Annotated in this window: 15 protein-coding genes; 7 read left to right on the top strand and 8 right to left on the bottom strand. The window is 45.3% G+C overall.

Annotated features, from left to right (window positions below; translation table 11 throughout):
* Positions 1-14: 14 nt before the first annotated feature.
* Complete coding sequence (gene fbp / locus ABID99_RS19380) at positions 15-1,058, bottom strand: class 1 fructose-bisphosphatase (protein WP_188832977.1); 1,044 nt, start codon at positions 1,056-1,058, stop codon at positions 15-17.
* 419 nt (positions 1,059-1,477) lie between these two features.
* Here fbp and ABID99_RS19385 point away from each other — a divergent pair, with 419 nt between their 5' ends.
* Genes ABID99_RS19385 through ABID99_RS19415 form a run of 7 tightly spaced genes read left to right on the top strand, consistent with a single transcriptional unit; the run spans position 1,478 to position 11,102 of the window.
* Positions 1,478-2,644 (top strand): iron-containing alcohol dehydrogenase, encoded by a 1,167-nt coding sequence (locus ABID99_RS19385; protein ID WP_373614817.1) that lies wholly within the window; start codon positions 1,478-1,480, stop codon positions 2,642-2,644.
* Positions 2,645-2,653: 9 nt separating this feature from the next.
* The gene (locus ABID99_RS19390; protein ID WP_090531595.1) at positions 2,654-3,586 is read left to right on the top strand and encodes a dihydrodipicolinate synthase family protein; all 933 of its coding nucleotides are present in this window, start codon (positions 2,654-2,656) and stop codon (positions 3,584-3,586) included.
* Positions 3,583-4,623 (top strand): 4-hydroxythreonine-4-phosphate dehydrogenase PdxA, encoded by a 1,041-nt coding sequence (gene pdxA, locus ABID99_RS19395; RefSeq protein ID WP_090531597.1) that lies wholly within the window; start codon positions 3,583-3,585, stop codon positions 4,621-4,623. Before ABID99_RS19390 ends, pdxA begins: the two co-directional genes overlap by 4 nt.
* Before the next feature lie 4 nt (positions 4,624-4,627).
* Positions 4,628-5,794 (top strand): four-carbon acid sugar kinase family protein, encoded by a 1,167-nt coding sequence (locus tag ABID99_RS19400; RefSeq protein WP_373614818.1) that lies wholly within the window; start codon positions 4,628-4,630, stop codon positions 5,792-5,794.
* Positions 5,791-7,356, top strand: coding sequence for a sodium:solute symporter (locus ABID99_RS19405; protein ID WP_373614819.1), 1,566 nt, complete (start codon positions 5,791-5,793; stop codon positions 7,354-7,356). Before ABID99_RS19400 ends, ABID99_RS19405 begins: the two co-directional genes overlap by 4 nt.
* A 9-nt stretch (positions 7,357-7,365) precedes the next feature.
* Positions 7,366-8,787: a sialate O-acetylesterase gene (locus ABID99_RS19410; protein ID WP_373614820.1), complete on the top strand. Its 1,422-nt coding sequence runs from the start codon at positions 7,366-7,368 to the stop codon at positions 8,785-8,787.
* A gap of 2 nt (positions 8,788-8,789) precedes the next feature.
* Positions 8,790-11,102 (top strand): DUF5703 domain-containing protein, encoded by a 2,313-nt coding sequence (locus ABID99_RS19415; RefSeq protein WP_373614821.1) that lies wholly within the window; start codon positions 8,790-8,792, stop codon positions 11,100-11,102.
* Positions 11,103-11,699: 597 nt separating this feature from the next.
* Here the strand turns inward: ABID99_RS19415 and ABID99_RS19420 are convergent.
* From ABID99_RS19420 to ABID99_RS19450, 7 genes are all read right to left on the bottom strand, one after another.
* The gene (locus ABID99_RS19420) at positions 11,700-13,742 is read right to left on the bottom strand and encodes a glycoside hydrolase family 127 protein (protein WP_373614822.1); all 2,043 of its coding nucleotides are present in this window, start codon (positions 13,740-13,742) and stop codon (positions 11,700-11,702) included.
* A 97-nt stretch (positions 13,743-13,839) separates the two neighbouring features.
* Positions 13,840-17,181, bottom strand: coding sequence for a glycosyl hydrolase (locus tag ABID99_RS19425; RefSeq protein WP_373614823.1), 3,342 nt, complete (start codon positions 17,179-17,181; stop codon positions 13,840-13,842).
* Positions 17,178-20,486: a glycoside hydrolase family 2 TIM barrel-domain containing protein gene (locus ABID99_RS19430; RefSeq protein ID WP_373614824.1), complete on the bottom strand. Its 3,309-nt coding sequence runs from the start codon at positions 20,484-20,486 to the stop codon at positions 17,178-17,180. Before ABID99_RS19430 ends, ABID99_RS19425 begins: the two co-directional genes overlap by 4 nt.
* Positions 20,483-22,438, bottom strand: a complete 1,956-nt coding sequence (locus ABID99_RS19435; RefSeq protein WP_373614825.1) for an alpha-L-rhamnosidase C-terminal domain-containing protein — start codon at positions 22,436-22,438, stop codon at positions 20,483-20,485. The genes ABID99_RS19430 and ABID99_RS19435 overlap by 4 nt, the downstream gene beginning before the upstream one ends.
* A gap of 16 nt (positions 22,439-22,454) precedes the next feature.
* Positions 22,455-22,682, bottom strand: coding sequence for a hypothetical protein (locus ABID99_RS19440; RefSeq protein WP_373614826.1), 228 nt, complete (start codon positions 22,680-22,682; stop codon positions 22,455-22,457).
* Position 22,683: 1 nt separating this feature from the next.
* A complete protein-coding gene (locus tag ABID99_RS19445; RefSeq protein ID WP_373614827.1) occupies positions 22,684-24,273 on the bottom strand; it encodes a sodium/solute symporter in 1,590 nt (529 codons plus the stop codon).
* An 8-nt stretch (positions 24,274-24,281) separates the two neighbouring features.
* Positions 24,282-25,361 (bottom strand): Gfo/Idh/MocA family protein, encoded by a 1,080-nt coding sequence (locus ABID99_RS19450; RefSeq protein ID WP_373614828.1) that lies wholly within the window; start codon positions 25,359-25,361, stop codon positions 24,282-24,284.
* Positions 25,362-25,373: the final 12 nt, after the last annotated feature.

A 25,373-nucleotide genomic window follows, 5' to 3' on the forward strand; every position in this document is an offset into this window, starting at 1 on the left:
AAGCTCTTTGCTAACTAAATAACCTGTTTATGTTGGGTTATGGCTGACTGTTGCGAAGAAAAGGCCAGCATAAAATCTTCGGCCCGCTTAACCATATTTTCTGAACCGATAAAAATAGCCGAGCGCTGGTGAAGTTCATTAACATCCAAATCAAGGATCCGCTCATAACCTGTAGACGCTAAACCACCCGCCTGCTCAATAATAAAGGCCATCGGATTGCATTCATAAACCAGTCTTAGTTTGCCATTTGGATATTGCGCGGTAGTTGGATATAAAAAGATTCCGCCTTTAATCAGGTTGCGATGGATATCCGCAATCATTGAACCTGTGTACCTTGAAGTGTACGGACGGTTGGTAGCGATATCTTCAACCTGGCAATATTTAATATATTTTTTTACGCCTAAAGGGAAATGGGTATAATACCCCTCATTAATAGAATAAATATAGCCATCCTTAGGCATTTTAATATCAGCGTGCGACAGGCAAAACTCGCCTATTGATGGATCAAGTGTAAAGCCGTTAACTCCTTTGCCAGTTGTATAAACCAGCATTGTTGATGAGCCGTAAATTACATAACCGGCCGCTACCTGCTCAGTACCTTTTTGCAATACATCTTCCAGTTTAGCTGCACCTTCGGTTGATTTACGGCGATAGATAGAAAATATGGTGCCCACACTTACATTCACATCAATATTTGATGAGCCATCAAGCGGGTCAATCGCCACAATATATTTGGCATGTTTTGAGATCTCTGATTCTATCAGGATATGTTCATCATTCTCTTCAGAAGCCACAACGCAGCATTCACCACCACTGCGCAATGCCGAAATGAATTGTTCATTGGCATAAACATCCATCTTTTTCTGACGTTCACCATGGGAGTTCACAGAATCGGTTTCGCCTATGATATCGATAAGTCCTGCTTTACTAATCTCGCGGTTAACAATTTTAGCGGCAATGCCTATATCCCGCAAAAGCCTTGACAGTTCGCCTTTGGCAAAAGGGAAATCTGCTTGTTTCTCTATAATAAATTGTCCTAACGTTTTTACTACTTTCATGGAGATATGTATTTAATTGGTTAACAGAAATATTAAAAAATACCGGAGTTTAGCCGGATGATTTATAATTAGGAGATGGCGGTTTGACCACCGATGAATAAAAGCATTAAAAGATAAACGACCTTTATAAACTTGGCCCTTTATCCTTATATTCAACTTTTTGCTAAGTTACCGGCCTTTAGTTGCCGAACTGTCATGCCCCGTCTCCTTATATTTTAGCGATTATTTACTACTCCAACTACCTGTTAAAGCAAATTACAGGCAGATCATATCATAATAACTTACCGGCAGATATCCCTTTTGATAATATCGTATAATAATTGGATAACGGTTGGATAAAAATGGGAGGCGGCATTATCCATCTTTGTTTTATATCAAAACCAATTAACCAGGGCCAGCTATTATTAATATATAAGTATATGCCGCAAACTGTACATCCTTATCGCGACATCACTATCCGGTTTCCGGGCCAGGTAATTGTTGGCAAAAACTCGCTTTTTAAATTAACCGGTGATGTTATCAGCGGCGGGTATAAATCAGCTTTAATTATTACCATCAGTCCGCTATTAAATAAACTTGAACCACTTTTGGCTCAATTTAAAGAAGCAGGGATTAACGCTCGTGTTGATACCTCCATAGTACGGGAGCCTTCGTTCAAGGATTTTGGAGATTTGCTTGCATCTGTAAAACATACTGAAGCCGATGTGATCATAGGCATTGGCGGCGGCAGTGTGCTTGATGTGGCTAAGCTCATAGCTGCACAGATTGACAATAATCAAACATTGGCAGATATAACAGGAATCGGTTTGCTTAAAAATCGCAATAAAAAACTCATTTGTGTACCTACAACAGCGGGTACAGGCAGCGAAGCATCACCCAACGCTATATTGATAGATGATGCGGATAACCAGAAGAAAGGCATTATAAGCCCTCACCTGGTTCCGGATGTGGTGATCATTGATCCGGCATTGATGATAAGTCTCCCAACAGAGGTTACCGCGGCCACAGGTCTTGATGCATTAACCCATTGCCTTGAAGCTTATACCAATCTATACGCACATCCTTTTATAGATATGTATGCACTTGAAGGGATCAGGCTTATAGCTGATAACCTGGTTAAAGCAGTAAATGACGGCACTGATGAAGATGCCCGTACACAATTGGCTATTGGCAGTTTAATGGGTGGTTTTTGTTTAGGCCCGGTTAACACTGCGGGCGTACATGCACTCTCCTATCCGTTGGGCAGCCTGTATCATATTGCCCATGGTTTATCAAACGCGTTGTTACTGCCGTTTGTAATGGAATACAACATTCCGGCAGCACCTGAGCGATATGCTGCCGTTGCCCGTGCATTGGGTTGTAACAGCAGCATCAACGATTTTGAAACGGCTCATGCCGGTGTTGAAAAGATCAGGCAACTGATTAAGGACTGCGGAATCCCCGCAAGCTTGAAAGAAATAGACATAGATAAAAACACCATACCCCAAATGGCCGCCGATGCCATGAAAATTACGCGCTTGCTTAAAAACAATCCGCGACCGATAAACATAGATGATGCCGTTAACATTTACGAGGCTGCTTATTAAAACATACTAATGAAACTAAAAAAGAAATATAACGGCCTGGTAGTGCCATCAATTACGCCACTTACCGACAACTACAAACTTGACCACGAAGCAGTTGAAAAAATATTCGACAGCATCTTTAACTACGGAGGCGTACCTTTCATATTGGGAACTACCGGCGAGTCAGCGTCGCTATCAAACGAGCTCAAGCTCGATTTCATTAAATGTGCTGTTTCTATAAGGCAACCTGGCCGCTTGCTTTATGCAGGCATTTCATCCAATTGCCTGGCCGATTCAATTGACCTCGCCAAACGCTGTGCCGACGAAGGTATTGACGTTGCAGTAGCACACTTACCTGCCTATTTCACTTTAACTGAATACGAAATTAAAACATACTTTGAAACGCTGGCAAACGAAGTACCTATCCCGCTGATAGTTTACAACATACCGGCTACAACCAATGTATCGATAAACCTAAACCTTCTCGACGAATTAAGTCACCACGAAAATATTGTTGGGACTAAAGATTCGGAACGGAATCACGAGCGTTTAAAAGATTCGCTTAAACTATGGGCCGACAGAGCCGATTTCAGTCACTTTTTGGGTTGGGGTGCGCAATCTGCCCACGCGCTTTTTACCGGCAGCGACGGCCTGGTGCCAAGTACAGGAAACCTGTTCCCGGATATTTATTACAAAATGATAGTTGCTGCCGACAATAACGACGAAGCCGCCGCGCTGCAACTACAAAGGCATTCCAATCTTATCGGTGATATTTACCAGGGCAAACGCCTGCTGGGCGAATCATTGGCCGCATTAAAATCATTAATGCAAAGCGCTGGGTTATGCCGTACTTACATGATGCCCCCTTTATTGCAAGTTAATGAAGCTGAAGCTGCCGATCTGCAAAGAAAACTGCAGCGTATGCTCAATGTTGAAAATCTTAGTTTACCGATTTACCAATGACAGCCGAAAGACCGATCATAGCTATAACCATGGGTGATCCGGCCAGTATCGGCCCTGAGATAGCTGTTAAAGCCCTGCTTACCGAAAGGCTGTTTGAAATTTGTCGCCCGGTGATCATTGGCGATACCGGTGTATTTTTTGATATCGTAAAACGGTTGGGTTTCGATGCACGCATCAATTCGATAAAAGATATCCGCAACGCAAACTTTGAGTTTGGCAAGCCTGATGTATTTGATCTGCAAAATGTGGATATGGAACAGTTGCGGTTTGGTGAGATATCGGCAATGGCAGGCAATGCCTCATTTGAAGCAGTAAAAAAAGCGATTGAACTGGCTCTTGACGGAGAGGTTGACGCAACGGTAACCGGGCCTATCAACAAAAAATCAATTAACGAAGCCGGGCATCATTTTGCCGGACATACCGAAATTTATGCCCATTATACCGGTACAAAAAAATATGCCATGCTACTAGTTGAGCATAACATGAAGGTGATCCATGTATCCACCCACGTATCACTAAGGCAGGCCTGTGACCTGGTTAAGAAAGACCGCATTATTGAAGTAATCGAACTTTTACAGGATGGCCTTATTTCCCTTGGAGAAAAAAACCTGAAGATAGGTGTAGCCGGACTTAACCCCCATGCAGGTGACTCAGGTTTGTTTGGTACCGAAGATGATTTTGAGATCCTCCCTGCTGTTCAGGAAGCAATAAAATTAGGTTACGATGCAGAAGGCCCTGTACCTGCCGATACTTTATTTTCCAAAGCATCAACCGGGTATTATGGTGGTGTGGTAGCTATGTACCACGACCAGGGCCACATCCCCTTTAAGCTTACCGGTTTTAAATGGAACGCCGAAAAGCAGCAAATGGACAGCGTGAAAGGCGTTAACATCACTATGGGACTGCCTATTATCCGCACCTCGGTTGATCATGGGACAGCCTTTGAAATTGCAGGCAAAGGCGTGGCCAGCAGCGATGCTATGATACTGGCAATTGAATCGGCGGTACAGTTGAGCAAAAACCGGATAAAAGTATAAGTATATGATCGCTGTAATTGCAGATGATTTAACAGGAGCCGCCGAGCTGGCGGGCATAGGTCTTAACCACGGGTTAAGAACCGAGGTGAGCACTACTGTTGATGAATACTGCGATGCCGACCTGCTTGTTATCGCTACCGATACCCGTTCACTGGCTGTAAATGAAGCGAAGAATATTGTTCATGATCTTACCATCCGATTACAGCGGTTAAAACCCCGGTTTCTTTTCAAGAAGATAGATTCCGTTTTACGGGGGAACATTATTGAGGAACTGCAAAGCCAGTTGACGGCATCAGGTTTAAAAAGAGCTCTGATTGTGCCCGGCAATCCTCACCATTCAAAAAAAGTCATAGGCGATACATTTCACTACAATGGCCAACCTATTCACCTGAGTGATTTCGCCAACGACCCAACCTTCCCCGCCTTAAGCTCAAATATTGTTGAATTATTGAGAGCTGATGAAAGTATCTCATTAATAAAAAAAGAAGACAAATTTCCATCTACGGGAATTATTATAGGAGCGGCTGAAAACGAGGATGATCTTAAATACTGGATCAGCAAAACAGATAACAATACGCTTTTGGCGGGTTCAGCAAATTTGTTTACCACGCTACTTGAATACTTAACATCACCGCAAAAGATCGAAACCCCTGACCCCGAAACCACAGGCAGGCGTTTGTTCGTATTTGGCAGCACTTTTTTTCAGGGTAAGCTGAATCTTCAAGATGGCAAGCATAACAATATCCCGGTACATTACGTTCCGGCAGCAACCATCTGTGCCGAAACCAGCGGTGACAATGTTCATGCCCTTTTTGCCAGTCATGTAGCATCAAGCATTGTATCTGGCAACAACGCCATCATCGCCATAAATCCCGATTTTATAAAGGATATAAAGGTAGACCCGGTATTGCTGAGCCACAAAATGGCCGCTATTGTAAAACAGGTTATTGACCACACGGATCTTCACGAATTGCTGATTGAGGGCGGCGCAACGGCCTGGGCCATACTTGAACGTTTAAACATCAAAAAATTATATCCCTCAAAACTAATAGCTCCGGGAGTTATTCATATGCGCATAGCGGGCGATAACCAATTATGTTTAACTTTAAAACCCGGCAGCTACCCCTGGCCTGCCCCCGTTTGGGCAACCAATAATTATACCTGCATATGAAACATGAAACCCTGCACCTGGCAGATTATATCATCATAGCCCTGGCACTGGCCATTTCATTAACCATCGGTCTTAAGTTTTCGAAAGGACAAAATTCAACCAAAAAATATTTCGTATCACGCGGTTCCATCCCGGCATGGGCAATAGGCATGTCGTTAATGGCAACACTCATCAGCAGTGTAACCTTTTTAGCCTACCCGGGTGAGGGCTTTGCCTCTAACTGGATCCTGCTTGTTCAGGGTTTAATGGTACCTATTGTATTGCTGTTGATGGTATGGTTTATCGTCCCCCTTTACCGCGAGGTTATAGGCGTAAGCACCTACGAGTACTTTGAAAAACGCTTTGGTTTGTTTGCCCGTTTTTACAGCTCTATCAGTTTTGTATTAACCCATTTTTCAAAAATGGGTACTGTGTTTTTTCTGCTGGCACTGGCACTATCCAACATGACCAACACCAACACATTCGCCATTATCTGGGTGATAGGATTCGTGATCATCGTCATCACACTTATTGGTGGGATTGAGGCTGTAATCTGGGCAGATGTGGTACAGGGTTTTCTGCTGATAGGCGGCGGTATAGCCTCATTTATCATCCTCATCTGTTCAATCAAAGGCGGCTTTCCCGAGCTTTGGCATATTGCCAGCGTAAATCACAAAAACAACTTTGGCCCTTACTCCTGGGATTTCAAAAAGCTCACATTTATTGTAATGGCCATAAACGGTGTGTTTTACGCCATCCAAAAATACGGCACAGATCAAACCATGGTGCAGCGTTACCTTACCGCTAAAACTGACAAAGCGGCTATCAGGGCATCGATATTGGGTGTGGCACTTACCGTTCCTTTATGGGCTTTGTTCATGTTTATCGGCACTGCTTTGTTTGCCTTCTACCAACAAAATCCCCTACCGGCAGGCATTAAAGCCGACGCAGTTTTCCCCTATTTTATCATGAGTAAATTGCCTACCGGGGTTGTAGGATTGATATTAGCTGCGCTGATCTCGGCGGCGATCTCCAGCCTCGGCGCCGATCTGAATTGCCTTTCTGCCATTGGCGTAGAAGACTACTACAAAAAATTCAGGCCCAATAAATCGGATAAAGAATACCTAAAAGCAGGACGATGGATAGTAGTACTGGCCGGATTTGGCGCGATGGGCATAGCTACCCTTTACCTGCTTGCCGGCGATGAAGGTGCATTGGGCATTGTATTCACGTTGTACGCTATATTTTCGGGCGGTATTGCGGGAATTTTTTTATTGGGACTGTTCAGCAGCCGGGCTAATAGCCAGGGGGTGAACATCGGCATTATTGCCTGCATCCTGTTTACGGGCTATGCTTTTTTAACATCAACTAAAATTGGTTTGGGTACGGACAAACACATCTTGCTTGATTTAGGCAGGTACAATTTCAATCAGCATAAATACATGCTCGGGGTGTATAGTCACCTGGTGGTAATCATAGTAGGCTATGTGGCCAGCTTGTTTTTCCCTAAACCCGAGTTGAATAAAAACCTCCTTTTCAGCGGATGGCTTGAGGCTAAGCGAGCCGGAAAGCTTACCAAATAATTTATAGCAATGAAAAAATTACTTGCATCAGGCCTGGGTTTGCTCCTATTTATATCATCGCAGGCACAAGTAAAACTGGCATCCATTTTTACCGACAACGTAGTTCTGCAGCAACAAAGTGCGGCCCCAATCTGGGGCTGGGACAAGGCAGGCTCAACGGTTACCGTTAACACCTCATGGAACAAAAAAAGCTACAAAGTCAAAGTAAACCCCAATGGCAAATGGCTTGTTAAAGTTGCCACCCCCGTTTACGGCGGCCCGTACACCGTCACCATCAGCGATGGTAATACTATAACATTAAACAATGTGCTTATTGGCGAAGTTTGGCTGTGCACCGGGCAATCAAATATGGAGATCCCTATGAAGGGGTATAAAAGCCAGCCAATAAGCGGTTCTGTTGATGCTATACTTAAATCATCTAACGCCAACATCCATATTTACACCGTTCCCCACTCATCAGTAACCGAAGTACAGGACAATAGCAAACCATCAGAATGGCATGTCGCCTCCCCCGAATTTGTCTCCAACTTTAGTGCTACAGGTTATTATTTCGGCAGATTATTAAATGAGGTACTTCATGTACCCATAGGTTTAATCAGTGATTGTTACGCGGGCTCGAACGCCGAAGCCTGGATGGATGCTGACGGACTGAAAGATTTTCCGGAGATAAAAATCCTGGCCAAAACAGACTCCATTAAAGCTGTATCACGCACGCCTACTACCCTGTTCAACGGTATGCTGAACCCGGTGATTGGTTATGGCATCAAAGGCTGCATCTGGTACCAGGGCGAATCAAATTACGACCGGCCGGATCAATATGAAAAACTATTCCCCGCCATGGTAAAACGCTGGCGTGAGCTATGGCAGCAAGGTGATTTCCCTTTTTATTATGTGCAGATAGCCCCGTATGATTATGCGCAGCTTCCGCCTTATAATAGTGGAGGTAAATATAATTCGGCCTATCTGCGTGATGCTCAGCGAAAATCGCTAACAACTATACCTAACAGCGGTATGGCTGTATCGCTTGATATGGGTGAGCAAGCACTCATCCACCCTCCGCGCAAAGAACCTATCGGCACAAGATTGGCCTACTTGGCGTTAGCCCAAACTTATGGCATTAAAGGTTTCGATTATGCAAGTCCGCTATATAAGGAAATGACTGTTGACGGTAACCAGGCGACCATCAGGTTTGAGCATGCCGAAAACGGGCTTACCTCGTTCAACAAACCTATCCAAAACTTTGAGATAGCAGGTAAAGACAAAATGTTTTACCCTGCGCAGGCCATGATATCGGGCAGTGTAATTATTGTATCTTCACCCTTAGTAAAAGAGCCTGTGGCCGTGCGTTACGCCTTCAAAGATTTTGTTGTGGGTGATCTGTTCGGTACCAATGGGCTTCCCGTTTCTTCCTTCAGAACCGACGACTGGTAATTATGAAAAAACTCCTGCTACTCTGCTTCCTGTACTGCAACATCGTGTTAGCTCAAAATAAAGGCATTGAACAATACAATGAAGTGTGGACCAGCCAAAGCCAAAATTCAGGCCAGTCCATGCCCTGCGGAGGCGGCGATATAGGGCTGAACGTATGGGTTGAAAAAGGCGAGCTGATTTTTTACATCGCCAGGAGTGGCACTTTTGACGAAAATAACGCCATGCTCAAACCCGGCCGTGTTAGGATCAAACTATCACCCAATCCTTTTGACGGCAACGATTTTAAACAGGAGCTGAAACTCCAAAATGGTTCGGTACTCATCAACGGAAAAAACGGCGATTTAAAAGCTGAAATAAAGCTTTGGGTTGATGTTTACCGCCCGGTGATCCACCTTAACATCAGCAGCAATAAAGCCATAAAAACCGAAGCCATTTTTGAAAGCTGGCGTTATCGTGACCGGGAAGTGAAAGGCCTGGAAAAAAATGAGGGATCCTGGAAGTTTGCCCCGCGTAATGATGTCAGAACGCTGAAGGATAACATCGCCTTTAAAGGCAATGCCATTCAGTTCTATCACCACAACCTTGACTCTACCATATTTGATGTTACGGTAAAGCAGCAGGGGATGGATGCGGTTAAGGATCAAATGTACAATCCGCTTAAAAATTTAACCTTTGGCGGGCTGATGCAGGGTAAAAATCTAAAACCTGTAGGTAACACTAAAGGCCAATACCTCAACGCCGATTTTGAAGGATGGAAATTGGAGAGCATTAAACCAGCAACCAAGCAGGATATCGAGATCTATCTCAATACCCAACAAACTGGATCTGTAAATGAATGGCAGCAAGGCCTCGAAAAAGTAGTTAAAGAAGCTGAAAGTAACACCAAATCCGCCTGGCAAAAAACAGCCGACTGGTGGAAACAATATTGGGACAGAAGTTTTATCTACATCAATACTAACAAGCCTGACAATGATACCACAGCCTGGCAAACCGGTAAAAACTACCAGCTTTTCAGGTACATGCTTGGCTGTAATGCTTACGGACAAGCGCCTACCAAATTTAACGGCGGATTTTTTACCTACGATCCAGTTTTTGTCAATCGTCAATATGCTTTTACACCTGATTTCCGCAACTGGGGCGGTGGCCTGATGACGGCCCAAAACCAGCGGTTGGTTTATTTCCCGATGCTCAAAAGCGGCGATATTGATATGATGAAGCCGGAGTTTGATTTCTATCTCCGTTCCCTAAAAAACGCAGAGTTACGCAGTAAGGTTTACTGGGGCCATAATGGCGCATGCTTTACCGAGCAAGTGGAGAACTTCGGTCTGCCCAATAGCGCCGAGTATACCTGGAAACGCCCTGCCGATTTTGATAAAGGATTAGAGTACAACGCCTGGCTCGAATATACCTGGGACACCGTATTTGAGTTTTGCCTCATGATGCTGGAAACCGAGCGCTACAAAGGCGACGATATCCACCAATACATTCCCTTTATTGAAAGCTGCCTCAGTTTTTTTGATGAGCATTACCAATACCTTTCGCGCAAGCGCAGCGCCAAAGCGCTTGATGGCAATGGGCATCTTGTATTATATCCCGGTTCATCTGCCGAGACTTTCAAAATGGCCTATAATTCCAACTCGACTATCGCTGCCCTGCAAACCATCACCAAACGGATGCTGGCGTTACCGGATAATTACCTGAGCAAAGAAGAGCGTGGCAAACTGGAAGGCTTTTTAAAACGTATCCCTCCTATTACATTTGCTGAGATTAACGGGCATAAAACCCTTACCCCGGCAAAATCATGGGAGCGGGTTAACAACGAGGAAAACACGCAATTTTACCCGGTATTTCCATGGGGCATATTTGGCTTGGGCAAACCGGGATTGGATACCGCTTTGAATACATGGAAACTGGACACCCTTGTAGCCAAATTCAGGAGCGGCATTGGCTGGAAACAGGACAATATTTTTGCGGCCCGTTTAGGTCTTACCGGTGAGGCAGCCAAACTAACAACCTTCAAGCTCAAAAACTCGGGCAGGCGCTTTCCGGCATTTTGGGGGCCGGGCTTCGACTGGACACCTGATCATAATTGGGGAGGATCAGGCATGATCGGCTTACAGGAAATGCTGATGCAGGTTGACGATAAAAAGATCACGCTGTTCCCCGCCTGGCCAAAGGATTGGGATGTGCATTTTAAACTTCATGCACCTTATAACACTACGGTTGAAGCTACGCTGAAGGATGGCAAAGTGGTTGATTTAAAAGTTCTCCCCGAAGATAGAAAGAAGGATATTACAATGATGTTAGCCCAATAATTCCCTCGTTCATTTGTAACAAAAAGGGTGTCCCAATTTTTTGATTCTCAAAAAAAAATTGAAAAAACTCCCGCTGCTCTTTTTTGTAAAAAGAGACTGTTCCATTTTTTGAGAGTGAAAGCGCGGAACACCTTAAAAATGAAACACACTGATAATCAAATAGATAACAATCTACCCAAAACATCATTAAATACCTGATTATCAATGACTAAAACTTTAAAGAGTAAACTTTCCTTATTTCAAAGACAGGTAAAAAAACCTTTTTTATTTCTTGTTTTTTTAAAGGTTTTTAGGCTTTTTTGGAATTGATCACCTCATTTATAAATAGCACTGACAAAATAATGCCACCAAAATTGCGGGGGTGAATATCGATATTTCATACCATCCGGCTGAAGCTCAGCTAACACATATTGGGACGAAAAAACAACCGCCACCAATTACCGGCCGAAGTTTTAAGTGTAAGAACAAAAGGCTGCTTTAGTCCCGGCGGCCAGAGGCCGCCCTGATAGTTGCCACCCGACTGGGAGCCGAGCGGCGGCGTGGAGCTTTTTTGACCTTTCACCTTTTGCCTTTCACCTTTCACCTTTGGCCTCGAAACTACCTGTCCAACGGCATCCACGTTTCCATATCCACATGTCCCCGGTTACCCCAGGCATAATATGGGATCAGCCTGATATCAACAGCGTTTTGTTTTGGCGCGGATACTACTTTATAAAGCCGGTTACTCCAATTGTTTTCATCGCGCAGGTCAGCTTTGCCGGCTAAGCTCATGATCTCACTGTTATCTATCCTGATCATTTCGGGCTTAAGTTGATTATTGGCAGATAAAGCCACATTGAAAACCTTTTGCCCCTTAGCCAGATCGGCCGATTCCAGGCAATAAACCACCGGGCCGCGTTTTACCGCTACCTGATTGCGGATTTCCTCAACCAGCGGGTTTGCTTCCATTAGGGTTACCGGCATTGGCAGGTCGAGATCAATCGTCATTCCTTTTCGCCAAACGGCGTTAACTTGCGTATAAGTTCCAGGCGTAGTATCTAACTGCGGCACCGGCTGACCTTCGAGTTTGATACTTGCGCCCTTACACCAGCCAGGGATCCTCAAAAATACTGAGAATGCTTTATTGCCCGGTACTTCATCAAACCTGATATGGATCTTCCCATCCCAGGGGTAATTTGTAGTTTGAGTGAGTTTTACCGGGGTGCCATCTTTCAATTTAGCGGTTATGGTGTTGCTGCCGTACAGATTAAACCACAACCCTTTATCTGATATGCTGTACGCATAATCGCTTACCTCGGCAATGGTACGCACCACATTTGGCGGACAGCAGTTAGAAAGTTTGATATACCCTATCCTATCCTTAGACCAACGCTGCTTAAATGGCAAACTATCCGAATAAGCCAGCGGATTGGTATATAAAAAGTTACGACCGTTAAGACTAATCCCCGAAAGTACACTGTTGTACAACGCAAGTTCCATTACATCCGCATATTTGGCATCGCCGGTTACCTGCAGCATGCGCCAGTTCCAGAGTACATTGCCTATGTTGGCGCAAGTTTCGTTGTGCGCTGTAAAACTTGGCAATTGGTAATCCCGCCCATAAGCCTGATGTACCTTTTGCACCTCGTTAGGATTGTAAGAAGTACCATCCGGCGAAACACCGTCATACAAGGCCCCGCAACCACCGGTAATGTACATTTTGCGGTTAACCACATCGTTCCACATCAGGTTTAAAGTATGCATCAGGGTTGTATCACCTGTTTCGGCATACACATCGGCAGCACCGGCGAAAAGATAATTGGCCCTCACCGCGTGCCCCATCGCCTGTGTTTGCTGCCGGAAAGGTGTCCTGTCCTGGTTGTCGTCTGTACCATCCTTCATCAAGCCACGGATGTCTATCAGGTTTTTAGCCAGTTCCAGGTATCGTGGATCGCGCGTGGTGCGGTACATCTCCACTACGCCCATGTAATGCGAAGGGCAAATGGCATTCCGCGCCAGTTCGGGCGAGGCCGTTTTATAAAATTTATAGAGATAGTCTGTAGCCTTGATAGCCACTTTCAACAAAGTGGTTTTGCCTGTAACCCGATAATGTACACAGGCCGCTGTCATGAGGTGACCAAGGTTATACGTTTCAAAATTAAGACGATCGTTAAAAGCTTTTTCCTTGTCGCTGTTCTTGCGCTCTTCAATAAGGGTTGGTGTGTGGATATAACCATCAGCCCGCTGCGCTTTAGCAATAACGGCTATGGTTTTGTCCATCAGTTCATCCAGTTTGGGATCATGCGTATTAGCGTACATACTGGCCACGGCTTCAAACAGTTTGTAAAAATCACCATCATGAAATGGCGGGCCTTCGTGTGAGCCGGTATCCAACCCGGCGGCTATCTCAAAATTGCGGTAAGCATGACTGATCTTCGGATCGGTATAAACGCGCCACAGGTTGGGGATCATGGTATCACGACAAACCTTAAACCTGTCGGCCCAAAAGCCGCCTGTCCATTGTACCGCGCCCATATCAAGGCTGCTTAGTTTGGCGTAACTGCTTTTACTGGTGTTTACCAGGGCTTTGTTTTGGGCCGATAGTTCATTGCCGGCAATTATCAATAATAGGATGATAAAATACTTATACAATGTTTTCATTTCGGGAGTAAGCGAAGACCACAGGGTCCTCTGCGAGAGACCCTGTGGGGACGAAGACGTGGTTATTCCAATATATTTAAAAATCCATTTCATATCATTAAGGGATAGATGTGAGCAACTTCACTGGGCTTAACAAGCCGGCCGGCAACAATGAGCGCCCTTCCAAACGGTAAGGCGCATTTGTCCAGGTAATACGTTTATTTTCGGGCAGGGCATGATCACCCATCAGGCGGTTAGCCCAGGTGTTGGTTACTTTGATTACCAGTTTATTTTCGCCTGATTTGATGGCTTTGCTGAGATCTACCCGATACGGAAATGTCCAGGCTGTGCCGCAGTTGATACCATTCAAATACACTTCGGCCATATTGGCAACATTTCCTAAATCGAGATAGGTTTTGGCTCCTGCTTTTGCGGTAAACTGAAGTGTTTGATTATAAACCGCCGTTCCCGAATAATATTTTATACTGTCGTTTTCGCTCCGTGACCAATCTTCAGGTTTATCGAACATAATCGGTTTTGCAGGGCCGCCATATTTAGGATCAAACTGTACCTGCCAGTTTGTAAAAGTTTGTACCGTTTTAAAATGAGCAGGTTTATCATTCACATTTTTTAAAACGGAAGCTCCCTTTCTGAAAACGATAAACGCAGAACCATTTGCTGCTAAATCAAGCGTAATATTTGTACGACCGGATTTGCTCACACTACTCAACTGCTTTATTTCACCGGTTAAAGGATCCCAAAGCTCGGGCACGCGGCTTGCCGTCCTCAATGACAAATTAATTGTACGATTCAAAGATTGCTGATTGGAAATAAAATAAATATCAAGGCCGTTGTGGCTACGATGTATCCATGCAATGCCTTTTGCCGTTTGATCAACGGAGTCGCTCGCTATCAGATCACGGGAGAGACCTAATTCATCAAACGTCTCTTTTTGATATGGGCTGATGAGTACCTTTCCTGCTGAGCCATTAGATAAAGTAGTTTTCATCCGCTCATCGCCCAATAAAACCGTAGCGCCTTCATTTACCAATTGCTGAAGCTTTTTTATTACTTCTGCCGATAACTGCCATGGCTGAGGCGACATCTGGCTTACACCCGGTATCACCAACATGGCATAACTTGCCCCGCCGGGCAGAATGATCCTGCCTTTTTTTACTGTAGCTAAACGCAGTAAAGCGTCTTTGTTAAAAGAATCATAGGCATAGCCTCTCAATGGATCTATCCAGTTTTCGGGCAGTGCCGTATTAGCCGAGTGGCTTGCATCTTCAACCGAACTGATGATAGGGACACCTTTATTGGCTAACCGCTCCTTTTCCTGCTTCACCCTTTCGGCACCGAAAATCCCCGGCAGAGTATTCACTAACCTATCGGGTAATATAGCCCGGCGCGGTGTTTCCTCGCCGGTAAAAACAGCGATATCGGCAACCGGATGCCCCTGCTGTAGCATGGCCTGGCAACGACTAATGTAATCAAACCATGCCTTACCCGGCTCCCACCAGGTTTGATCGCGCTGAAAAAACAGGCCGATGCCGTCCAGCGTCATACCCGGTTTGCGGTCAAGCCATGGGTTATGCACATTTACATGAAAAACATAACGATTAATACCAAGGGCAAAATTGCGGTCGGCAGCAGTTTTAAGCATGCCGGGGTGCTCGTCCCATAATAACCGCAACTCGGTAAAAGCCTCGGCCTGGATAATATTTTTGCCATAAATATGCCCTCCCGAAATGGCATCCAACATATCATTGGGCTTATCATGCGTAGGGCTCCTGAACCAAAATTCCCCCATCGGGATATCTGCCTTTTGGTAATGCAGCATGCCATCGCTCATCATGGTTGGGGCCACGCTTTCAGCTGTAAATGTGCAGCCTTTTTCGTGTGCCAGCTTAGCCATCGTACCGTAGAAATTATCTACCAATAATTCGGCTATCGTTTGCCTTACGTCGGCCAGTACTTTTTCAGATTTTTCAGCACTTTCCATTGGTATACCGGCCATTAATGGAAGATATGGTAGCAGGTCATATCCCCTCCGCTTCTGAAATTCAGCAGCAAAAACCGGCGACCAGTTCTGACTTCCGCACTCCCAACTATCCACATGAAAAATCTTTAAAACCCGTTTAGCCAGGTCCGGGCCAACCTGTTTTATCGCTTCGCCAAACCAGTTATCAAATTGTAGTTTAGCCGCTTCGGGATTGAACTTATCGCACTCCAAACCGATGCCGCCACCGCCTGTAGCATTAGTATGCCCGGTTGAAGTGTGACCGATACGAATGATAGTCCATTTACCGGCAGGTGCCTGCCAGTTCAGTTTACCATCTACTCCTAATTTATCAGTAAGGTTGATAACCTTGCTTTTATCTACGCAAAGATCAGCCGGTAATTGAACATCTGTAGTTTGCTTGCTTAAACGCCAAACCTCGCCAGTTTTACTTTCATATTGATGGATGCGGGGCTCACCCAATAACTCAATGCGCGATAGTTTTAGCGTTGGCTTCCATTTTGCAAAATCAAGGTCTTCGGCTCCCGGTTCAGAACCTTCTTTATCATAAGTAAACCTGAAATATTTTGCTGTTGTAGGTGCGATGGCGTGGGTGATCTCCGCATCGCCATCCTGCCAGCCGTGGCGTGGAGATTCCAACCTACCTAATGAGCGAAAACTTTTACCATCATCGCTCACTTCAAGCAACAGCCGTTGCGACTGATAATTACTTGCCGAAGTATGTATAACAAGCGAGCGGCAGGTAAAGGGCTTTTCAAATTCAAGCTGCAGCCAACAATGCTCGTTGCTGGTAAAGTTTTTGGTATTTCCTTTTTCAGTGAGATACTGCACATCGGTATTTGGCACGCTGGTGCTCACCTTCAGATGCTCATCATAACTACTTACTCCCTCGCCCGGGAGCGACGGATAGGCCAGTACTTCGATATCCTTATAATAGTTTTTATAGTGCTTTGGAACAGGCAAAGTATCATGATAAGCTTTGCCGCCCTCAACCTCAACTTTTGACCATACCACCTTTTGCATAGAAAGCTCAGGCGTTATCCATGGGCCACCGGCCAGCGCAAAGCCATCGCTATCATGCAGAGCCAGTTTTACGCCTATCCTATCGGCTTCCTGCATGGTAAATTTTACCATTGCCCACCATTCGGGGCTTAACTGATTAATTGATGGTGTAATAAACGGCGGATTAGCAGGGCCTTTGATGGGCATTAAATAAGCCCCGGCAATTCCGGCCTGCTTCATGGCCTGCAGATCGGCAGTTATTCCTTCCCGACTTACTGCTCCCTGCATCCAGTACCAAAACACCCATGGCTTTGCCGATTCCGGCGGATGCAAAAAGGCCTCTTTCAAATCATCATTTTTAAGAGATACTTTTCGCTGCTGGGCTATACCCGGTAAAAACAGGCAGCAAAGGCAAATTATAAAAACGTATTTCCTCATGGCTTCCTGTTAAATTTGATCTGATATGCCGTATTACCTGCTGCATCGGGTTTACCCTCGTAAGGCTTCAGGTAAAAACTGTAACTATATTTTTTTGCCGGGATCCGGTACTGTTCCAAAGGCTCTGCCACTTCCGACCAGCTATCATTTCCTCCTACACCCATCTGTATGAGGTCGATATTCAGCGTAATAAAACCGGCATCTTTTAGTTTATTGGTGTGCTTTGCCTTTTGAATATTCTCTTCAGTATAAGGCCAGGCGCTCATACTCAGCAAGCTATCGGCAGTTACCAGCAATCCACCTGTTTTATGATGCAGCAACATCCAGCGTACATCGGTGCGGTTACCGTTTTCCTGCGGAACTACATAAGATTCCATGAATTGATTAATGGATTGCGAGTAGATCCCCGCTTCCGAGCCTGTACGCCTGTCGATATAGTTTTCATACGGCCCCCGCCCGTAATAGCTAATATTGCTGTCGGCCTGCGCAATGCCCATTTGCATGCCAACCTTAGGCAGGTTTGGCAAACCCGGTTTAACATCAAGAGCATAAGCAACATTTAACAAGCCATCACCACGGACTGTATAATTTACTTGTACCGAAGCGCTATCGTTAACCATAGAATAAACGCTTGTAACCACCACTGAACCGCCTCCTGTTTTTTGACCGGAGATTTTCTTCAAAACGGGCACCGCTTTAAACCATGCTGCAAGTTTCTTTTCCATTTTCCAGCCACGATGATCGTTATCTGTAACCGGGCGGGTAAAGTGAGGCAATAGAGGAGCAAATACCTGCTGATTACCTTTGTACACGTACGAGGTTAAAGCGCCATTTGTTTTGCTGATGCCTATCTCAAAATCTTTTCCGCTGATGTGGTAAGCCTTGCCATCTTCGGATAGTTTGGTTTCCGGATAATGCTTGGCATCCACATTTGTAGTTGATGTTTTAGGCTGGGTTAGCTGAATTTGGTCGCTTGCTATTTCATAGCCTTTGCTGGCCCAGGGCTCATCTTCGGCAAGGGCAAAATGAATATCGGCCAGGTATTCGTGATTGGGTTTTAAACCAGGCAGGTATTGTTTAATGCTGATGGTTGTATCGTGCCCGGCTGCAAGTTTGATACGGGGAATTTGTTTTTTCAGGATGATCTCTCCGTCCTCTCTTAATTGCAGGGTAACGTCATAATCGCCCAGTGAAGCTACGCTATGCCAGTTTTTGATGTGGATAGTTGCTTTATCGGCATCAACCAGTTCACAAACCGCAGGTTGAAAAACATGCTTGCATTCGTAAATGGCAGGTTTCGGGCGACCGTCGGATGCTACGATACCTTTGATGGTAAAATTATCAAAATAACGTTCGCCATAATCACCGCCGTAGGCATAGTATGCCTTACCTGTCGAATCATGTTTTAGTAAACCCTGGTCTTTAAACTCCCATATCGCCCCACCAATAACCCGCTTTGTTGATCGCCATTGATCCCAAAACTCTTTTAAATTTCCATTGGAGTTGCCCATCGCATGCGAATACTCCACGAAAAATATCGGGCGGGTATCGCCATTCTGCTGATTGGCCAGTAAAGGTGCGGTATAAATGCCGGGATACATCCGGCTTACAATATCCACATAAGGCTGATCTATGGGGTTCTGCAACCTGTGCGAATGATCGTTAGTTTTAGGATACCGCGGATCAGTTGGATCGATATATCCTTCGGCTTGTGGCGTGCCTTGCGCAGGTTCATAATGAACCGGGCGGGTGATATCAAAATCATGGATCCAACCGGCCATTGCCGCATGGTTTGGCCCTCTGCCGGCCTCGTTACCCAAACTCCAGATAATCACACTCGGGTGGTTTTTATCACGCATTATCATGCGGGTAGCCCTGTCGAGGTAAGCGCCGGTCCACATGGGGTCGTTGCTTAGCTTTGAACCCAGCCCATGAGTTTCCAGGTTGGCTTCGTCTATGACCAGTATCCCATACTCATCGCACAGGTCATACAGGTACGGATCCATAGGGTAATGACTGGTGCGGATGCAGTTAAAATTGAAACGTTTAATGGTGCGCACGTCGTTGAGAATATCTTCGCGCGATAATGCTTTTCCTTTTGCGGGATCATGATCGGGCCGGTTTACGCCGTACAGGTAGGTTACCCTGCCATTAATCAGCAGCTTGCTATCCTCTTTACTAAACTCGATACTCCTGATGCCCACCTTGCAGCTTTTAACTTCCAATGTTTGGCCGGTGCTGTCAACTAATGATAAAGTAAGTGTATAAAGGTTTGGCTTTTCATCGCTCCATTTATCCGGATTTTTCAGTGTAGTTTCCAGCAAACCAAATTTCACGTTATCCAATCGCGGGTAGATCTCGTTGATGATGCTTTCCACACTTCGCTCTAAAGGCTTCTGCAATACTTCTTTGTTGTTCCTGTCGAAAAGCCTTGCTTCAATTTTATATCCGGGTACTGCTTTGCCCGTGAGGTTTTCAATGCGCGGGCGAATACTGAAAACAGCGTCTTTGTATTGCTTATCCAGTTTAGCCTGCCATTGAAAATCGGCTATGCGCAATTTAGGTTCTGCCAAAAGCATTACTTCGCGATGGATGCCGCTCATGCGCCACTGGTCCTGGTCTTCCAGAAAATAACCATCGCTCCAGCGGATCACTTGTACCGACACCACATTTTCGCCAGCCTGCAGGTATGGGGTAATATTAAACTCCGATGGTAAAAAGCTGTCCTCGCCATAACCCAAAAACTTACCGTTGAGCCAAACCTTAAAACCAGAGCTTATCCCGCCAAAATGCAGGGTAATGTTCATGTCCTTCCAGTTGGCTGGCAGGGTAAACGTACGCTGATAACTGCCAACGCCATTATAATCCTGCGGCACATGAGGCGGGTTAACCGGGCGGAACGGGTAAACCGCACTTTTATAAATGGGTTTATCATAACCCTGCATCTCAATGCTTGAGGGAACGATGATCTTTTTCCAACCGCTTACCCGGCTTTTATAAAAATCTTTCGGCGCATCGGCCGGTTTAGCAGCGTAGCTAAAATCCCAATAACCATTCAGGGACAACATCCTGCCTGATTTTTCCCTGTCGCCAGCCAATGCCTCTTTGATGCTGCTGTACGAATACGCTGTAGCCCGTGCCGCATCCCGGTTGATGCCATCAACCAAAGGATTTTCCCAGGGTTCGGCATCATAAACCATAGGCACGTTAGGGATGGGCGCGGGCGTTTTATCAACCAGTTGCGCGTAAAGCCCTGTTGATGAAAATGCTGTTAAAAGCAGGATAGATAAGAGCCGTTTCATCATTTTTTTGCGCTGTAATTTATGGTGTACTGTTTTTGTTTTTGGATGATAAGCTCATAAATGCCGTTTCCCTTAGCAGCTAATTCCCCCTCCTTACAAACTGGCTTTGCTGTACTGGTAAACCGCAAAAGGCCAGTTCCTGCATTACTGCTCACTTTAATTTGTTTGGTGCTGCATGATACTTTGATATCTCCATCAGCAGTCGGTACACTACCCTCCATCCATTGCAGGCCACCCAATTTAGGCTCGATCACATATTGCTGATAACCCGGTGCAGTTGGTTTTACGCCGAGATAATATTTACCCAGCAGGTATATCGGACTGGCACCCCAGGCATGGCAAAGGCTTTTACCAAATGGTCGCCCGTACATGGCGTAGCGGTCGGTGCCTGTTTTAGCCGGATTGTATTCTTCCCAAAAAGAGGTTGCGCCTAAATTGAGCATCCCGCCCCAATAATCCTTCATCTCTTTAAGCACATAGCTTTGCTCGCCCATGGCGCAAAGGGCTTCCAGTTCGTAAAAGCGCATGTATGGGGTGGTTATTTTCTGGATGTTATCATTCAGCAGCACGTATTTTTTTATTTCCTGCTGCTGACCTGGGTTGAGGTAGTTAAAAAATATGGAGAACATATTGGTATAGCGGGTTACATTATCGCTTTGCTTACCGTCAACCAGGCTATGCACAAAGGCATGTTTATCGCTATTCCAATACAGGGAGAAGATCTTTGATTTGAGACCGGCCGACAGTTTTTGATATTGATCGTTACCCGTTTTATCATCCATGATATTGGCGCATAAAGCCATGGTTTCCAGGCTGCGGCAGAGCAGTAACTGCTCAAAGCTTACTTCACCTTTTTTGCTGAGTTTATCGGCCCAGTCAATGAATACCCAATCACCGGGAAGGCCTTCCATCAGGCCATTTTTATCGCGGCGTTGCAGGCAGTAGCTCATCAGGCTTTGCATGCGGGGGTACATTTGTTTAATAAAACTTTTATCGCCGGTGTATTGGTAATAATCATAGATACCCATGAACCAGTAAAAAGTGTAATCCATAATGGTATTGATGTGGCTGGTTACGGGGTCTTTACCACGCAGCGCATACAAGGTGCGGGTAACCGTTGGCGAATCAAAGTACAGGTAATAATTCATCAAATAACTTTGATAAGCATCGCCCGACCAGATCCACCTGTCACGCTTGATGCCGTCGATAAAAAACTCGCGGGTATTCAGGTACAGGGTATAAGCCGAAACATCCCAGATCTTATTAACCAGTTCATCGGAACATTTGAAACTGCCACGCTGCTCAACCGGCGAATACTCGTAAAGCATAGCAACATCGTCAGCACTCACACTATCATCAAACAATACATTGATGTAACGGAAAGCACGCGAACCCTCCATGGTATAATCGGCTTTTTGTGGCTGATCGATATAAACGCTATCCAGCAGTTCGCAATTAGTTAAGGATAAGGCTTCCTCTCTTGATTCACCGTAGCAGAGTTTAATATTGCCCTTGCCTTTTAAGCCGATAAGCTTGGCGTAACCAAATGTTTCTTTTCCAAAATCAACCAAAATGGAATGTTCCTTCCGCTCGGTTTTTTCCGGCTTATGTTCCTCTGTGGGTAGGCGGAATGCTGAGGGCAGCTTATCTGCCGAGTCAAAATTCCAGTTGCCGGCATTTACATATTTTGTGGCCGAGATATCTGAGGTTTTCCCCGATTCGTCAATCCATTCCTTGTCCTCATAAGTTACCAGCCATGAAGTATCTGACACCAGTTGCTGCCCCTTAACAAATATAGAAGGGGCAGCAGCCTGGTTATAGACTTTGAGACTAAGCCTGTGCCTGCCAGCCGGCACATGGATATTTTTAGGGTACCCCGCCAATGCCTTACCATCAAGCTTTACATTGTATTGCCCTTCAACAGCCAGTTCAACGGTTTCTGGATTGGCAAGCATAAAATCCTTATGAAAATCAACCAGTACATAATGGCTGTCCAGTTTCCAGAATGGCGGAAAGAAATGCACCTCGCTCGGTGCGTCGGTTTTGCATCCGGTTGCTCAGCCACACTTCATAATCGCCGGGATACCAGATCCAGGTAGCCTTTTGCGCTTTTGCCATATCAGCCAAAAACATGAAGCTTAACAACATGATGAAAACATGAAGCCTGTTAAATTTTACATGGGTAGATATTTTATGCATTTTAATGTCCGTTGAAAATGAGGTATAAAGCGATCATGATTATAGTGAGGAGTCCCCAGGCAATCTTCACGCGTTTAGTAGGCTTTAAAGTGTGTTCCATTTCAGATTCTGTTGCAACGTAAACGGCAGGTGTTTTATCAAGCAGCGAAATAAACACGGCAGATGCCGCCAGGAACACAAATATGAAAAACGACAGCATCAGGTAATGCGGCCAAAAGCTATACTTATCGGGCGGTAATACCCACAGGTACACCACACCAGTCCCCAAACTAAAAGCCGAACCTGCCGAAAGAATGATATTTACCGCTTTTCGGGTAGTACGTTTCCAATAAACAGTAAGCAAAAAAACTACGGCCAATGGCGGCGCAATAAAACCCAATACCGATTGAAATACATCGAACAAATTAAGTCCTTTAATACTGTCGATAGCAAGGGCCATACCTATAGCAAACAGACAGCCACCAATTACGGTGTAACGCCCTACTCTGATGAGATCTTTGTTAGTGGCGTTAGGATTGATCTTTTCGGCGTAGATATCCATCGTAAACACTGTGCTCAGCGAGTTTAAGGACGAGCCGACGGTACCTATCAAAACAGCTATCAATACCACGATAACTAATCCGTTCATCCCCGGAGGGAAGAGATTGGTAACCATAGTCATGTAAGCTAATGCCGGATCGCTGAGATGCGGGAACAGAATGAAACACAATATACCCGTAAGAATAAACAGCGGCAGCGATAATATTTTGAGCCAGCCAATGAAGTTAACGCCAAGCTGCCCCTGCTCCAGGTTTTTAGCACCTAATACCGATTGTACCATAGCCTGATCTGTACAAAAAAAGGCCACAGCCGATACCGGGTAGCCCAACAAAATAGCATACCATGGGTATTTAACATCGCTTGCCGGATGGATGAGGTTCCAGTAATTTGCAGGCGTTTGATGGAATAACGCTGATAACCCGCCGACCCTGCTTACACCTAAAACGGTTAATGTGAGCGATACGCCGATGAGCAGCAACATCTGGAAAACATTTACTTTGGCAATAGCCTTTAAGCCACCGGTAAATGCGAATAAGCCTGCGAATGATACCAGCACAATAACAGATTGCCACATGGGGATGCCAAGGATCTGTCTTACTAAAAATCCACCGGCAAACAAACCTAACGACAACCACGAGATGAGCATTTTGATAAGCGCGTACCAGGCCAAAATATTACGGGTTGAATCTCCGTAGCGGTTGCCCATAAACTCGGGCATGGTTGATACCTTGGCCGCTATGTATTTAGGCGCAAAAACCATGGCAAGCAGCATCAGGAAAACAAAGGCATACCAGTCGAAGTTGACCGCCACTATACCCGTACTATAGCCAATACTGGCAAAGGCCAGCAACATTGATGGCCCCACATTGGTGCCCCACATATTAAAACCAATGCTCGCCCAACCCAATGATTTATTGGCGAGGAAAAGCGTTTCGTCTGTTTTGTTTTTATTACTAAAGCTGGCGCGAAACCCGATTATCATCAAGACAATCAGGTACACAGCCACCACCGAGTAATCCAGCAGCGTAAGGCGCGATACGATATTGCTCATGCCTAATATCATGCGCTTAACTCATTTACCGTTAAATTAAACTCAGTAAGAATGTCATCAACCTTTACAGGCTTACCAGTTTGCAATGATCTGTCCATAGCCTGAAGCAGGGCAATAGTGCCTATCCCTTCCTTAATATCAGGGTAAGCGGTATAGCCTTCGGTGATGCTATCCGCAAAGTATTCGAGGTAATTTTGATACTCCCCGGCGTGGTGGCTTTTGCCTTCAAACCTGAAGTAGTGTTTCAGCTTATGTTCCCAGGTGATGATGCGTTCTTCGCCGGTATTATCGGTGATGGCATAGCGCAGGTCCATATAATCGCCCTGACTGCAACCCTCGGTACCACGTAAAATACAGCTCATTTCACTGTCGCGGGTAACGGGTTGCACCGGACCGGTATAACAACCGCTTACGCGGGCAATACGACCATCTTTTGCTTTAAATATAAAGTGCATGGTGTCCGGGTTTTTTAGGCCGCCTTTAGCGCCGTTGGTACTCAACATACCGTACCCCATTACCTCTTCAATCTCAGGCAAATACCAGCGAATAAAATCAACCGGGTGACTTAAACCTCCATACAGCCATTTAAAAGCCTGTTGTAACGACCATGGCTTCTCCAAAAACCAACGGTGATCGGCATGATAATAAGCCTCGATGGTTATTAAGTCCCCTATCAAACCTGCCTCATAATCTTTGCGCTGCTTCTTCATCGGCTCAAAAAAGCGCGAACTCTGGCCTACAAAAACTTTTTTGCAGCTTTGCTCAACCAGTTCAAGCAGTTCGGCAGCTTTGCTCAAATCATCGATAAATGGTTTGGTACATACCACGTGTTTACCATGCAGCAGAGCCTGTTTAACATGTTCGGCATGCAAGTGATCGGGTGTGTAAATGGCAATGATATCTATTTCGGCATCATCGAGCATGTCCTGGTAGCTGGTGGTGTATTGATGAAAGTTAAACTCCTCCGCGCGGTGTTTACACATTTCAATATTCATATCGCATACCATTTTCAGTTCAAGCTTTTTGCTTTTCAATACTGCCGACATGGTACTGCGCCCTTCGCCTAATCCTAATATTCCTATTTTCATTTTTATATCTTA

This window comes from Mucilaginibacter sp. OAE612 (assembly GCF_041806395.1).
GTDB classification, from domain to species: Bacteria; Bacteroidota; Bacteroidia; order Sphingobacteriales; family Sphingobacteriaceae; genus Mucilaginibacter; species Mucilaginibacter rubeus.

Bases quoted from the DNA above. Each gene is read 5' to 3' on its own strand.
- fbp (WP_188832977.1), bottom strand. From the start codon at position 1,058: ATGAAAGTAGTAAAAACGTTAGGACAATTTATTATAGAGAAACAAGCA.
- ABID99_RS19385 (WP_373614817.1), top strand. From the start codon at position 1,478: ATGCCGCAAACTGTACATCCTTATCGCGACATCACTATCCGGTTTCCG.
- ABID99_RS19390 (WP_090531595.1), top strand. From the start codon at position 2,654: ATGAAACTAAAAAAGAAATATAACGGCCTGGTAGTGCCATCAATTACG.
- pdxA (WP_090531597.1), top strand. From the start codon at position 3,583: ATGACAGCCGAAAGACCGATCATAGCTATAACCATGGGTGATCCGGCC.
- ABID99_RS19400 (WP_373614818.1), top strand. From the start codon at position 4,628: ATGATCGCTGTAATTGCAGATGATTTAACAGGAGCCGCCGAGCTGGCG.
- ABID99_RS19405 (WP_373614819.1), top strand. From the start codon at position 5,791: ATGAAACATGAAACCCTGCACCTGGCAGATTATATCATCATAGCCCTG.
- ABID99_RS19410 (WP_373614820.1), top strand. From the start codon at position 7,366: ATGAAAAAATTACTTGCATCAGGCCTGGGTTTGCTCCTATTTATATCA.
- ABID99_RS19415 (WP_373614821.1), top strand. From the start codon at position 8,790: ATGAAAAAACTCCTGCTACTCTGCTTCCTGTACTGCAACATCGTGTTA.
- ABID99_RS19420 (WP_373614822.1), bottom strand. From the start codon at position 13,742: ATGAAAACATTGTATAAGTATTTTATCATCCTATTATTGATAATTGCC.
- ABID99_RS19425 (WP_373614823.1), bottom strand. From the start codon at position 17,181: ATGAGGAAATACGTTTTTATAATTTGCCTTTGCTGCCTGTTTTTACCG.
- ABID99_RS19430 (WP_373614824.1), bottom strand. From the start codon at position 20,486: ATGATGAAACGGCTCTTATCTATCCTGCTTTTAACAGCATTTTCATCA.
- ABID99_RS19435 (WP_373614825.1), bottom strand. From the start codon at position 22,438: ATGCTTGCCAATCCAGAAACCGTTGAACTGGCTGTTGAAGGGCAATAC.
- ABID99_RS19440 (WP_373614826.1), bottom strand. From the start codon at position 22,682: ATGCATAAAATATCTACCCATGTAAAATTTAACAGGCTTCATGTTTTC.
- ABID99_RS19445 (WP_373614827.1), bottom strand. From the start codon at position 24,273: ATGAGCAATATCGTATCGCGCCTTACGCTGCTGGATTACTCGGTGGTG.
- ABID99_RS19450 (WP_373614828.1), bottom strand. From the start codon at position 25,361: ATGAAAATAGGAATATTAGGATTAGGCGAAGGGCGCAGTACCATGTCG.